This is a genomic window from Kitasatospora sp. NPDC058063, from assembly GCF_042885395.1.
Lineage (GTDB): Bacteria > Actinomycetota > Actinomycetes > Streptomycetales > Streptomycetaceae > Kitasatospora > Kitasatospora lactacystinica.
Map to the genome: position 1 here is coordinate 49,983 of NZ_JBHVSD010000015.1, position 12,548 is coordinate 62,530.

Annotated in this window: 13 protein-coding genes; 8 read left to right on the plus strand and 5 right to left on the minus strand. The window is 72.7% G+C overall.

From position 1 onward, the window contains the following. The first annotated feature begins 285 nt into the window (after positions 1-285). Both ACFVUY_RS25035 and ACFVUY_RS25040 read left to right on the plus strand, forming a co-directional pair. Positions 286-1,974, plus strand: coding sequence for an RDD family protein (locus tag ACFVUY_RS25035; protein ID WP_387733412.1), 1,689 nt, complete (start codon positions 286-288; stop codon positions 1,972-1,974). Between the two features lie 74 nt (positions 1,975-2,048). Then, positions 2,049-2,801, plus strand: a complete 753-nt coding sequence (locus ACFVUY_RS25040; protein ID WP_387733414.1) for an RDD family protein — start codon at positions 2,049-2,051, stop codon at positions 2,799-2,801. A 36-nt stretch (positions 2,802-2,837) separates the two neighbouring features. Here ACFVUY_RS25040 and ACFVUY_RS25045 read toward each other — a convergent pair whose 3' ends face one another. Beyond that, a complete protein-coding gene (locus ACFVUY_RS25045; RefSeq protein ID WP_387733417.1) occupies positions 2,838-3,152 on the minus strand; it encodes a hypothetical protein in 315 nt (104 codons plus the stop codon). A gap of 222 nt (positions 3,153-3,374) precedes the next feature. Here ACFVUY_RS25045 and ACFVUY_RS25050 point away from each other — a divergent pair, with 222 nt between their 5' ends. The 4 genes from ACFVUY_RS25050 to mycP all read left to right on the plus strand — a co-directional run bounded on the left by ACFVUY_RS25050 (position 3,375) and on the right by mycP (position 7,427). Beyond that, positions 3,375-4,088: an endonuclease V gene (locus ACFVUY_RS25050; protein ID WP_387694866.1), complete on the plus strand. Its 714-nt coding sequence runs from the start codon at positions 3,375-3,377 to the stop codon at positions 4,086-4,088. Positions 4,089-4,185: 97 nt separating this feature from the next. Beyond that, on the plus strand, positions 4,186-4,635 hold the full coding sequence (locus ACFVUY_RS25055; protein WP_387733420.1) for a hypothetical protein: 450 nt from the start codon (positions 4,186-4,188) through the stop codon (positions 4,633-4,635). 37 nt (positions 4,636-4,672) lie between these two features. After that, on the plus strand, positions 4,673-6,124 hold the full coding sequence (locus ACFVUY_RS25060) for a hypothetical protein (protein WP_387733422.1): 1,452 nt from the start codon (positions 4,673-4,675) through the stop codon (positions 6,122-6,124). Positions 6,125-6,290: 166 nt separating this feature from the next. Beyond that, a complete protein-coding gene (gene mycP, locus ACFVUY_RS25065) occupies positions 6,291-7,427 on the plus strand; it encodes a type VII secretion-associated serine protease mycosin (protein WP_387733424.1) in 1,137 nt (378 codons plus the stop codon). Here mycP and ACFVUY_RS25070 read toward each other — a convergent pair. Next, positions 7,421-8,002 (minus strand): GNAT family N-acetyltransferase, encoded by a 582-nt coding sequence (locus ACFVUY_RS25070; protein WP_387733427.1) that lies wholly within the window; start codon positions 8,000-8,002, stop codon positions 7,421-7,423. The genes mycP and ACFVUY_RS25070 overlap by 7 nt on opposite strands. Positions 8,003-8,208: 206 nt before the next feature. Here ACFVUY_RS25070 and ACFVUY_RS25075 point away from each other — a divergent pair, with 206 nt between their 5' ends. After that, positions 8,209-8,805: a DinB family protein gene (locus ACFVUY_RS25075; protein WP_387733429.1), complete on the plus strand. Its 597-nt coding sequence runs from the start codon at positions 8,209-8,211 to the stop codon at positions 8,803-8,805. Between the two features lie 33 nt (positions 8,806-8,838). On the opposite strand, the gene ACFVUY_RS25080 is transcribed toward ACFVUY_RS25075, so the two are convergent. Together ACFVUY_RS25080 and ACFVUY_RS25085 are read right to left on the minus strand one after the other, a co-directional pair. After that, positions 8,839-9,279, minus strand: a complete 441-nt coding sequence (locus tag ACFVUY_RS25080) for a hypothetical protein (RefSeq protein WP_380545607.1) — start codon at positions 9,277-9,279, stop codon at positions 8,839-8,841. Positions 9,280-9,935: 656 nt separating this feature from the next. Continuing rightward, positions 9,936-10,670 carry a hypothetical protein gene (locus ACFVUY_RS25085; RefSeq protein ID WP_387733431.1) on the minus strand — a complete coding sequence of 245 codons (735 nt, stop codon included), beginning with the start codon at positions 10,668-10,670 and terminating at the stop codon, positions 9,936-9,938. A 256-nt stretch (positions 10,671-10,926) separates the two neighbouring features. On the opposite strand from ACFVUY_RS25085, the gene ACFVUY_RS25090 reads away from it, so the two are divergent. Further along, positions 10,927-11,934: a hypothetical protein gene (locus tag ACFVUY_RS25090; RefSeq protein ID WP_387733434.1), complete on the plus strand. Its 1,008-nt coding sequence runs from the start codon at positions 10,927-10,929 to the stop codon at positions 11,932-11,934. 16 nt (positions 11,935-11,950) lie between these two features. On the opposite strand, the gene ACFVUY_RS25095 is transcribed toward ACFVUY_RS25090, so the two are convergent. Further along, positions 11,951-12,541 carry an isochorismatase family protein gene (locus ACFVUY_RS25095; RefSeq protein ID WP_387694858.1) on the minus strand — a complete coding sequence of 197 codons (591 nt, stop codon included), beginning with the start codon at positions 12,539-12,541 and terminating at the stop codon, positions 11,951-11,953. Positions 12,542-12,548: the final 7 nt, after the last annotated feature.

Sequence of the window (12,548 nt, forward strand, 5' to 3'; positions counted from 1 at the left end):
GTGGTGAACAGCGGGTGGCACGGCGCGCGAGCAAACGTCGTGCGCTGGGTTCCCTACCTTGAGCTACCCCCTGCTGTCCGGGGAATCGCGAACTTTCCGTCACGGCTTCGGTGAGGTACTACCCTTTGTGACTGTCCGGCGACTGTCCGCCCATCGGTGGCGCCCCCACGCGCGCCGAGCGCAGGGCGCGCGCCGGGTCGTGCGCGCGCGTGGACGCGTCTGCGGTGGTCGGGCCCGGTCGGTCCGCGCCGTCCTCGTCAGGACCTGCCAGGAAAGAAGACCCCCATGACGGACCGCCCCTTCGCCGCCGACGGCGACCCGGCCGTCGCACCCGAGCCCGGCTACTACCCCGACCCCTCCATCCCCGGCTTCGTCCGGTACTGGGGCGGCTCGGCCTGGGTGCCCGGCACCAGCCGGCCCGCGCCCGCCGGGGGCGAGGTGCTGCAGCCGCCCCGGTACGCGACGCGGCGGTCCGCCCCGGGCGGTGCGGCGGTGCGGCCGGTGCGGCCGCCGGTGGTGCCGGTGGTCCCGGAGCCGGCCGGGGTCCCGGAGGTGGCAGCGGCTCCGGAGCCGGTGGCCCCGGAGCGGATGGCCCCGGAGCCGGTGGTGTCGGGGGCGGTGGTGTCGGGGGCGGTGGCGGAGGTCCGGATCGGGCCGCCCGCGGGTGGGGGTGACACCGGGCCGGTGTACTTCGACCAGACCTCGGGCGGGGCGTCCTTCGTGCTCGGGCCGCGGGTGGCGGAGGTGATCGGCGGGCCGGTGTTCCGGACGGTCGACGGGCCGGGGGTTCCGTCGGGCGTCTCGTCGGGGGTTTCGCCGGTGGCGCCGTCGGGCTTCGTCGGCGCCGGGCTGCCAGGGCCCCTGGAGGGGCCGGTGGCCGTCGGTGCGGTGCCCGAGGCGGTCCAGGGGATGGGCGCGGCCCTGGGTCGGGATTCGGGTTCGGCCCCGGCGCCCGTGGTCGGGGAGTCCGGGTGGCAGGCCGATCCCCGGGCGCAGCCGGGCCTGATGGAGACGGGCGACGCCCCGCGTTGGGTCTCCTGGGGGGTGCTTCCGGAGGCGCTCGATGCGAAGGAGGGGGGTGCGGAGCCCGAGCGCGCTCCGGTTGCCGTCGAACTGCCCGCGACCGGCGCTCCCGCCGCGGCGGTGACCGTGCGGGAGACGCCGGTGCCGGCCGTCCTGGCCTCGGGCCCGGTGCCGGCCGTCCTGGCCTCGGGCCCGGTGCCGGTGCTCGGGGAGAAGGCGATGCCGGCCCCAGTCCAGTCCCCGGCTGCGGCCCCGGCTGCGGTCGCCTCGAAGCCGGTGGCTGCGGTCGCCGCGACCGCCGGGACCACGGCCGCCGCCGCCCCGCTGCCCGCCGTACGGACGGTGCGGGAGACCGCCGTCCAGCCCCGCCCGTCCGCCGCCGCCACCGCTGCCACCGCGTCCTCCCGGGCGGCCGGCGTCGCCCGTACCGCCCGGACGGCCCGTACCGCCCGAGTCGCCGTGCCGGCCGGCCTCGGCCGCCGCCTGGCGGCGCGGACGGTGGACACCGCCGTGCTGCTGGTGGTCGCGGTCGCCGCCGGGATTCCGCTCGGCCGCTCGGTGACCGACCACCTCCAGCAGAAGGTCGACCAGGCCCGGATGGCCAGCGCCCTCAGCCGGCGTCAGATCCAGGTCTGGCTGGTGGACGACGTGGTGCTGGGCAAGATCGCCGTCCTGATCGGCATCCTGCTCTTCGTCAGCCTGTTCTACGAGGTGCTGCCGGTCGCCCGCACCGGCCAGACCTTCGGCAAGCGGCTGGCCCGGATCCGCGTGGTGGACACCGCCTCCCCGGCCGGCCGGACCAGACTGAGCCTCGGCCGCTCGCTCCTCCGGTGGGCGGTGCGGCAACTCGGCACGGTGCTGCTGCTCGGCCTGGTCTGGCCGGTGTTCGACCGGACGGCGCGGCGGGGGTGGCAGGACCGCGTGGCCCGCACCCGGGTGGTGCGCGGCTGAGGGCCGGTAGGGGCCAGTGCAAAACAGGCAAAATGTCCCAAACATCGAGAATGTGTGATGTTCTACTCGGGGTCATGAGCACCCACGACCCCTCAGGCCCCCAGCCGGAGGGGGGCGGCAAGCCCTCCTTCGACAAGCAGCCCCCGCAGTCGGGCGGCGGCACGCCGGAAGGCGAGCCGTCGGGCCCGACCCCGTCCAACGAGCCGCCCCACGAGCCGTCCCACGAGCCGTCCGGCGGCCCCGGCGCCTACCAGGGCAGCTACGGCGGAAGCCCGTACGGCGAGCCGACCCCAGGTCAGAGCCCGTACGGCCAACCCCCGTACGACCGGACGCCGCCCGGGTACGGCCACGGCTACGGCCCCGGCGCGTACGGCACCCCCGGCGCCGGCCCCATCCCCGGCATGCCGCCGCTCGGCACCTGGCCCAAACGGATCCTCGCCCGACTGATCGACTACCTCCTGGTGCAGGCCGTCGCCGTGATCATCGTGGGGCCCTTCGTCGACCTCGGCACGCGCAACGGTTCCACCGAGGCGTTCTGGCTCGGCTGCGCCATCTACCTCGTCTACGAGGCCCTGATGCTCAGCCGGGACGGCCAGACCCTCGGCAAGAAGGCGACGAAGGTCCGCGTCGCCATGCTCGTCGACGGGAACAAACCGACCCCGGCCGCCGCCTGGACCCGCGCAGCCGTCTTCATCCTCCCGGCCGTGCTCTGCTGCGCCGCGCTCTGGTGGATCATCGACGGGTTCTTCGGCGTCTTCGACAAGCCCTACCGGCAATGCCTGCACGACAAGGCCGCGAAGACCGTGGTGGTCACCACGGAGGTCTGAGCGGCGGCGCAGGACGCACCGGCGCCCGGCGGCGGATCAGCGCTGCCGGGCGTACGCGTGCCCGGTGGCGGCCGCAGCGGGGCGGGGCGCCCGCGCCGGGGCCGCGGCGCCCGTCTCCACGGTCGCGTCCTCCACGGCGGCGGCCCTGGCGGTGGCGGCTTTCGCGGCGGCCCTCGCGGTGGCGGCGGACATCGAAAGCACCGTCACCACGGTGCCGAGCACCAGCGCGAACCCCACCAGCACCGCGACCGCGAGGACGCCCGAAGCACCCGAAACGGCCAGCAGCACCACCGTGGTGGCGACGACGGTGAACGAGCCGAGGCAGACCTGGGCGACGGAGGGGCGCGGCATGGCGGAGGTCCTTCGCACGTCGGGGGAAACGGGCGGGAATGGAGCCGGGTTCCAGCAGTCCTACCCCGCGGGGAGACGGGTACGTCCAGGCTAGCCCCCGAACGCGGGGGCACAGGGGGCGCACGGGCTCACCCCGGGGTCGTCCGGCCCGGTCGGTACGGTGAGGCGAAACCCGTCGACACCACGCACCGCCGCACACCATCGCACCCGGGGGAACCGACCATGCCCATCCCCGCCGACTGGCCCACCACCGAGGCCGAGGCACTCGCCGAACAGGAGCGGCTGCGCCCGCTCGTCCAGGCCCACGACGACAAGGGCCCCGGCAACCCGGGCCCCGACGCTCTCGTCGCCGGCGTGGACGTCGCCTACGACGACGACCACGACCTCGTCGCCGCCGCGGCCGTCCTGCTCGACCGCGACACCCTCGCCGTCGTCGAACAGACCACCGCCGTCGGCCGGATCGCCTTCCCGTACATCCCCGGACTCCTCGCCTTCCGCGAACTCCCCGCCGTCCTCGACGCACTGGCCGCACTCACCCGCACCCCCGACCTCGTCGTCTGCGACGGCTACGGCCTCGCCCACCCCCGCCGCCTCGGCCTCGCCAGTCACCTCGGCGTCCTCACCGGACTGCGCACCCTCGGCGTCGCCAAGACCCCCTTCACCTTCGACCACCACGAACCCGACGCGCCCCGCGGCTCCTGGACCCCGCTCACCGACCCCGCCACCGGCGAGGAGGTCGGCCGCGCCGTCCGCACCAGAGAAGGCGTGAAACCCGTCTTCGTCTCCGTCGGCCACCGCACCGGCCTCGACACCGCCGTCCGCACCACCCTCCAACTCGCCCGCCACTACCGCCTCCCCGAAACCACCCGGCACGCCGACTCGCTCTGCCGACGCGCCCTCGCCGACGCCCAACAGGCCGGGACGACCGCGAACTGACCAAGCCCCGGGCGGGATTCGGGCCCGGTGTGTTAGACATGGGACACCGGGGCCCGGCCCCGACCGCCAGGGACGGACGCACGGGGGAGGCGCCGAAATGGGATCAGGGACCACCGGTACCGGATCGACCGGCGGAGCCGGACAGGGCTACCGCATCGAAGTCGAACAACTCCGCGCCTTCGCCGGCCAAGTACGGCTGCTGCTCGCCGACTTCCAGAAACACGCCGACGGCAGCGACACCCACGGCCGCAGCGGCATCGGCAAGAACGCCTTCGGCACCTTCGCCGAAGCCACCGAGATCCACGGCCGCTACGGCACCATGCGGGACGCGCTGCGCGACGTCCTCAACCAGCTCCAGGAAGCCGTGAACGAGGCCCAGCAGAAGGCCGACCTCACCGCCACCAACTACGAGGAGCAGGACCAGCACGCCGCCGCGAAACTCAAACTCGGCGACGACGGCTGGTCCGTCGCCCACCCCTCCGCCGGCAGCCAGGCTGCGGCCCAGCAGAACCTCACCCCGTCCACCCGCGGCAACGCCACCATCTGACCGCCGCCCGCCCGGACCGAACGGAGGCCGACCGCCCGTGGTCTACACCGACTTCACCAAATACAGCCACGCCCAGCTCCGCACGATGGCACAGGCCCTCGACCCCGGCGCGGTGATGGCCGCCGGAGACCCCTGGCGCAAGGCCGCCGACACCCTCAAACAGATCCGCCAGACCCTCACCAAAGCCAGCACCGAAGCCGCCACCTCCTGGGAAGGCAGCACCAGCGACGCCTTCCACACCCGCATGCTCACCCTGGCCGCCAGCATCAACAACGCCGCCGCCTACGCCAACGACGCCGCCAACATCCTCCACACCGCCTCCGAAGCCATGGCCAAGGCCAAGCGCGACATGCCCGAGGAACCCGGCAACTGGGACAAGGTCAAGGACACCGTCGGCGACGCCCTCTTCGGCGACGACGACGAACACCTCCCCCTCGCCGACCGCAAGAAGGCCGAAGCGGCCGCCATCATGCAAACCCTCGCCATGCACTACCGCATCGCCACCCCGGCCCTGAAGCCCCCGCCGCCACTGGATGCGAAGAGGCCGCCGACGGACCCGGTTCGAGGCCAGGACCGCGATGTCACGAACCCCGATGATCCGAGTGGTTCGGCTGCGGCGGCAGGGGCCGTGATGGCCGGGATGATGGCCACGGGAGACCGGTTGGGGCCTGCGGTTAAGGGCGGTTCCGGGACCACGGCCGGGCGGGCGTCAGGTCGATCGGCTACCCCGAGGTCCAACGCGGTGAGTGCAACCGCGCCGACCGACGCGGGGATCAAGGGAGGCACCGCACAAGCGACGCCCAAGCCACTTCCGTCGGCAGTGCCGGTCGGCTCCGCAGCCTCGAACAAGCCGGCGGCCGGTCCGGGGAGCAGCACCGGACCTGGCACAGGGATCAACGGCACGTCTGTCATGACGACCCCGAACACGTCGGTGACCACGCCTTCCACCACCGGGCTTCCCGGTGCGGCCGGCGGTGGCCCCGGTTCACCGAACGGGGCCCCGGGGCCGGTCGTCGGCATGCCGGGCCGAGCAATCGGTGAGATCGTCGGGGGCTCCGGACCCAAGAGCATGGCCGGTAAGGACGGGGAGGTGGTCGGCCCGGCTCCGCGCTCCGGGCGGCCTTTCGGTTCGAGTGATGTGGTGGGCGGCCGTATCGAGCAGGGGGGCCGGGCCGCGTCGGACGCACGTTCCGGGGGAAGTGGCTCGGGGAAGACCGGCGGTGTCGCCGAAGGCGGTGGTCGTACGGTCGGTCGCGAGGGCGGCCGACAGGCGTTCACCGAGGGGGGCTCGGGACTCGGAGCCCGCAACCGGGTCAGGACGGAGCCATTGCCCGGCACGGCGGGTGGAATGGGCCCTGTGATGGGTGCAGGGGATGCTCGACGCGGAGGGGCCGGCAAGAGGAAGGACGGCAAGCGTCCCGACTACCTCGTGGAGGATGCCGAGACATGGGAGCCGGACAGGAAAGCCAATCCGAACGTGGTGGAATGATCGATCTCCGCCGACGTGCGGACTGGCGGATCTGTTGTCCCTCAGGACGGAGAGCCTAGGGGCGCCTTGCTGACTGGGGTTGAACGTGTCGAGTGGCCGACTGGTACGCGTTGCTGGTGTGCTGACTGCTGGGACCTTGCTCTGGGGAATGGCTGCTACTCCGGGAGTGGCTGATCAAGTACGGGACTCGCAATGGGTTCTCCGTTCCTTTGACGTCGAGAACAAGGTCTGGCCGCAGGGTCAGGGGGAGGGCGTCGTCGTTGCGGTGGTGGACAGCGGGGTGATGCAGGATCACCAGGACCTGACGGGGCAGGTCCTGCCAGGAGCCGACTTCTCCGGTGCGAAGACCGACGGCCGGGTGGACGACCTCGGCCACGGCACCGGGATCGCCAGCATCATTGCCGGGCACGGTCACGGAGATCGGGCCGGGGTGATGGGCCTTGCGCCGAAGGCCAGGATTCTTCCGGTGCGTATCAGGATCAATGGGGAGTCTCCGAACCTAGACCAGTCGGACATCGCGCTCGCTGTTCGGTATGCAACCGACAAGGGCGCCAAGGTCATCAACATGTCGCTCGGCGGGTACTCGCGGTTTGATTCACAGGCACGCGATGCGATCAAGTACGCAGTATCCAAGGACGTCGTGCTCGTAGCGGCGGCCGGGAACGGCGACGGCAAGACAGTGGAGTACCCAGCTGCCTTCCCTGGTGTCGTCGCTGTGACAGCAGTTGACGAGCAGGGGAGGCTGTGGGAGAAGGCGACTCCAGGGCCCGAGACCACTCTGGCGGCTCCCGGCGTTGAGATCTACCACTCGTCGGCGAAGTCCACGTCGAGCTACGGCATCAGCCAGGGGACGTCCGATGGTGTCGCCTACGTGTCCGCCACTGCGGCGTTGATCAGGGCGAAGTACCCGAACCTGTCGGCGGGGCAGGTGGTCAATCGGATGATCAAGACGGCCACTCCTCCGGCGGACGGTTCGGCGGTGCCGAGTGACCGGTACGGGTTCGGGGTTCTGGCGCCGGCGAAGGCGTTGGAGGCGAATCCTGCCGTGGACAACGGGCCTCGGGAGAATCCGCTGGTGGGGCGGAAGGAGTCGCAGGGAGCGCCACCGGTGGACGATCCGACGGATGGGGTTTCGGAGGAGGCTGTCGCCCCGGGGGCGGACGGTGGCGGGAGCAGCGGGAGCGGGTTGGGGGTCGTGGTGGGGGTGGCGGCCGGGGGTTTGGTGTTGGTGGTCGGTGGCGTCGTGGCGCTCGTGGTGCGGGCGCGGCGGCGGGGGGCGGCTGGTGGGGGGTCGTTTCAGTGAGTGGCGAGCCATTCGTCGCGTAGGGCGGCCATCTGGAGGATGTCCCAGTAGCGGTTGTCCCAGTGGTGGGCTTGGCGGGAGCGGCCTTCGAGGGTGAAGCCGGATTTGCGGTAGGCGTGGGCGGCGCGTTCGTTGTACTCGAAGACTTCGAGGTGGACGCGGTTGAGGCGGATGGTTTCGAAGGCGTGGCGCAGGACCAGGAGGGTGGTCTCGGTGCCGATGCCGCGGCCTGTGCTGTCCGGGGTGAGGGCGATCCGGAAGCCGGCGGAGGAGTTGTCGGGGTCGACGTCGGTGAGGGCGGTTTCGCCGAGGAAGCGGCCGGTGGTGGGGTCCTCGACGGCGAGGTCGAGGCGGTCGGGCTGGTCGGGGCGGGTGGCGCACCACTGGTGGATCCGGTCGCGGGTGAAGGTGGTGCGGGTGCCGGTGAGCCGGTTGGTCGTCTTGTCGGTGCAGAGTTCCCACATCGGGTCGGTGTGCCGTTCGTCGAGGGGGACGAGCCGGATGGTGGGGCCGTGCAGGGTGGGTTTCACGGCGAGGGCGGCGAGGTTGGCGAGGTTGGTGGTGTCGGCGGTCATGGTGTCCAGGATGGCGGGCCGGTTTCTGGTTCGTCCACGTGTTTGATCCCGGTCGTGCGGGTGCGCACCGGGCTGGAGTGCGCGCGGGGATGGGGGCGCGTGATGTGGGAATGCGCCGGTGAGTACGCCGGGGGTGGCAGCATTTCGGCGATCGCTGGCGTCATTGCCACTGGTGGGGCCTGTCGGGTGGTGGAGATGCTGGGCCCATGAGCACTTCTGAGAGCACGCCGGTCGAGAGCACGTCGATCGCCGCCACCGACAGCACCGACGCCGGGATCGTCCCGGACACCAAGGACTGGACCTGGGTGTTGGAACGCCCGTGTCCCGACTGCGGGTTGGATACTCCGCGGGTGGTCCGGGAGGACGTTGCCGGGATGGTCCGGGCCAATGCGGAGGGCTGGCTGACGGTGCTGGCGGGGGAGGTGGACGGACTGTGCCGCAGGCCCGCCGCGGGGGTGTGGTCGGACCTGGAGTACGCGTGCCACGTCCGGGACGTCTTCCGGCTGTTCGAGGTCCGGCTGGGCCTGATGCTGGACCGGGAGGACCCGCTGTTCCCGAACTGGGACCAGGACGACACGGCTGTCGCAGAGCGCTACGGGGAGCAGGACCCGAAGGTGGTGGCCGGGGAGCTGGCGGAGGCCGCGGAGAGGCTTGCCGGGGCCTTCGAGAGGGTGGCCGGCGAGCAGTGGGGGCGGACCGGGAACCGCAGTGACGGGGCGCGGTTCACGGTCGAGTCGTTCGCCCGGTACCTGATCCACGACCCGGTGCACCATCTGTTCGACGTGACGGGCGAACGGGTCTGAGGCCGGACCGGGGGCGGCGGCGGGGGCGCGGGGTCACCAGCCGGAGGCCTCGCGCAGCATGGTGCGGCGCAGCCGTCCGGCTACGCTGGCGGCGTCGGTGCCGATGACGTCGGCGATTTCGGGGGCGGCGAGGCCGACGACGTAGTGCAGGATCGCCAGGTCGTCCTCGGCCGGGTGCCGGTCCGGGTCGGCGGTCACCCGGCGGGTGTGCTCGGCGACGGTGCCCCGCAGGATTTCCCAGGCGTGCGCGGTCGGGTTGGAGCTGCCCATCAACTCCCGCCAGTGCACCGCGATTTCCGCGAAGGCCTGCTGGACGGCGATGGCCGCGGCGGCGTGCTCGGTCAGCCACACGCGCGCATAGCTGAGGTACCGGGGGCGGTGGAGTTCGCAGAACGCGGTGAACTCCAGTGGTACGTCCGCCGGCTCGCCGGGCCCCGGGGGCGGCTCGGCGGAACTCTCGTGACGGTTGGTCATCTCGGCTTCTCGGAAAGGGAGATGGGTTTCTGACGGTCGATCATCTGTGCTCACTCTACGGTAGGCCCTCGGTGCGCTGGGTGACCAATCCGATGGAATGCCCGGAACCCGCCGCCGCCAGGCCGGTTCCGGTGGCGACCGGGTGCGGCGCGGCGGCGGGACGGCCGGGAAGGTGGCCGGCGAGGGCCGGCGGGGCAGTACTGCGCAGTGGCGGGGGACTCGTAGGTGCGAGCGTGTCGCAGCTGGTCAGAGCGTGTAGGACGGCTGTGGCTGCAAGGCAGTTGATGTGACACCGTAGGGCCTGAGGAGGCTGGCGTCCACGCTCAGGGCGCGAACCTGCGCCCGCACAACCACCCGCACAACCGCACTCACGATCGTCGCGGAGATCACCACGGACGGGGACACGGTCGTCATCACGGTGACGGTCGTGCGCGTGGTGTTGACGGCGTTGACGGCGTGCGCGGAGTGGGTGCGGTGCGGATGCGGAGGGCGGCCGATGCGGCGGGCCGGGCACTCGGCCGCGCGTCGGGGCGGTTCCGTGGCGGCCGGGCGCCGTCGGGCACATCGACCGCGCCCCGGCGGCCTGAACGGGACCGGCCTGAACGGGACCGGTCCGAACGGGGCCGGCCGGGGCGGGAGGGCGGAGCGACCGCCGGTCAGGAGGTCGTACGGGCCTCCGCGGGGGTGATCCGGTCGACGGCGGTGTCCCGCTCGACCTGGGTCGGGAAGGCTTCGACGGCCCGTCGCCGGGCGGCCTGTGCCACTGCCGCTGCCGCGGCCGCAGCCGCCGCGGCTGCTCCGGCGGCGGCCTCCTCGCGCTCGTGCCGGTGCGCGGCGCCTGCGGCGTGCGTCCCGGAGCCGTGCGTTGCGGAGGCGTGCGTCCCGGTGCCGTGCGTTGCGGAGGCGTGCGGACCGACGGAGAGCACCCCTGAGGCGTGCGGACCGGCGGAGAGCGCCCCGGAGCCGTGCGTCCCCGGGGTGTGCGGCCCCGGGGTGCGCCCGCCGCCCGTGACGGCTCCGGGGGCGTGCTCCCCGGCGGGCTGGTCCGGGGCCCGTCGTCGGCGGCCGAGCGCGGCCCGGGCGGCGTGTTCCTCGGCAGCCTGTCTAGCGGCCAGGTAGGCCTGTACGGCGGCCATGCCGTAGACGGGCTGGATGAGCTGATGGCCCTTGAAGAAGGGCCTGGCCGGGGCGAACCCGGCGGCGACCACGAGGTCGCGGATCTCTGCTATCTCGGCTTCACTGCGGGCGGTGAAGCGGACCTCCCAGCCCTTCTTGTACGTATGGCCCTTTTCGCCGCTGCGGCGGGCGGGGTCCGGGCGGCGGACGTATCCGGGCAGGCGGCCGAGGCGGAGCTGGGCCGCGCGGAGGCCGGCGGTCTCGTCACGTGACATGACGTAAGCCTAGGCAATCCCCGGGGCGGGATTGACGCCTTGGGCATCCCTCGCCGTATGCCTTTGATCACTCTGGGTCAGGCGACCAGGTCGACGATCGTTTTCGATCACATATGACAACCTGATGAGCGTCAATTACTCCAAATGAGTGAGGGTATGAGGACTTTAGTGCGGGCTGATCCCGGTTTCGCGACGGTTGGGTAACAGTGCGTCAGGGGCCCGGTCGCGGGTCCCGGGGGTTGGGGATGGTGTCGGCATGAGCTACCGGATTCCGACGCCGCCGCCGTCCCTGGAGGAGCTGGCGAAGCGTCAGCAGAACGTCGTCACCGCGAGCCAGTTGCGCGCCCGGGGCGTGCCGGCCCGGATCATCACCGAGCACTGCCGCCGGGGCGGCCCCTGGCAGCGGATGCTGCCCAGGGTCTACCTGCTGCAGGCCGCCGAGCCCACCCCCGAGCAGCGGATGTGGGCCGCGCTGCTGTACGCCGCGCAGAACGGTCGCGAGGAGGGTCGCGGGGAGGGTGCGGTGATCACCGGCACGGCCGCGCTGGCGCTGTACGGCTTCACCGTCGTGCCCCGGCTGCCCGCGGTGACGGGGGTGGACGTCCTGGTGCCCCGGCAGCGCCGGCTGAAGGACGTCGGTGAGGTCCGGATCCGCCGCACCGAACGGGAGTTGGTGGCCCGCTCGGTGCACGGGCTGGCCTGTGCGCCGGTGGCCCGGGCGGTGGCCGACGCGCTGGTCGAGTGGACGGCGGAGCCGTCGGGCGGCCCGGCTCCGGTGCGCGAGGTGCTGAGGGAGGCCCTCGCTCTGCCCGGCAACCACTGCACGGTGCGGGAGTTGGTGGCCGAGCTGACCGACTCCGGGTTGACCTGCGAGCCGCGCGTGCATGCCGCGCTGGACGAACTGCTGGCCACCGAGCGGGATTTGGTGCTGGAGCGGCTGGGGAGCCTGGTGGACGAGTGGCTGCTGCCGGCGCCGCTGAGCGCCCCCGAGCTGCGGATGCGCGGCGGTACGTACATCGCCGTCCCGGACCTCTACTGGCCGGAGCGGGGCGTCGCGGTGGAGGTGGACTCGGAGCTGCGCTGCGTGAGCGAGGGCGAGGCCGCCTGGGTGCGCGGCGGCCAGCACCGGATGGAGTACCTGGGCGTCCGCGTGGTGTACGTCTGCGGGGCCCGGCTGGCCGCCGACCCGGACGCGGTCGGCGGCGAACTGTGCGAGGCGTACCGGGCCGGCGGGACGGACGTGGTGGAGCTGCTGGTGGTCTGAGCGGCCCGGGGAGCCGCTACGGACGGACCAGCGGTGTGCCGACCAGCTCGACCCCGGCCGCCCGCAGCTCCGCCAGCGCGGCGGCGGTGGTCTCCGCGGCGACCCCGGCGGTGAGGTCCAGCAGCACCCGGGTGGTGAAGCCCGCGCGGGCCGCGTCCAGCGCGGTCGCCCGGACGCAGTGGTCGGTGGCGATGCCGACCACGTCGACCTGGTCGACCTGCCGCTCGCGCAGCCACTCCACCGGACCGCGGTTGTTCTCGTCCAGCCCCTCGAAGCCGCTGTACGCCGCCGAGTGGGCGCCCTTGTCGAAGACCGCCTCGACCGCGCCGGAGATGACGGCGGGTGCGAAGTTGGGGTGGAAGCCCACGCCCTCGGTGCCGGCCACGCAGTGCGGCGGCCAGCTGTCGACGTAGTCCGGCTCGGCGGAGAAGTGGGCGCCCGGGTCGATGTGGTGGTCGCGGGTGGCGAGGATGTGGTGGTAGCCGGGGGAGGACTCGGCGATCAGGTCGGTGATGGCGGCGGCCACCTCGGCGCCGCCGGCGACGGCCAGGCTGCCGCCCTCGCAGAAGTCGTTCTGCACGTCGACGACGATCAGTGCCCGGTGCATGGCTCGC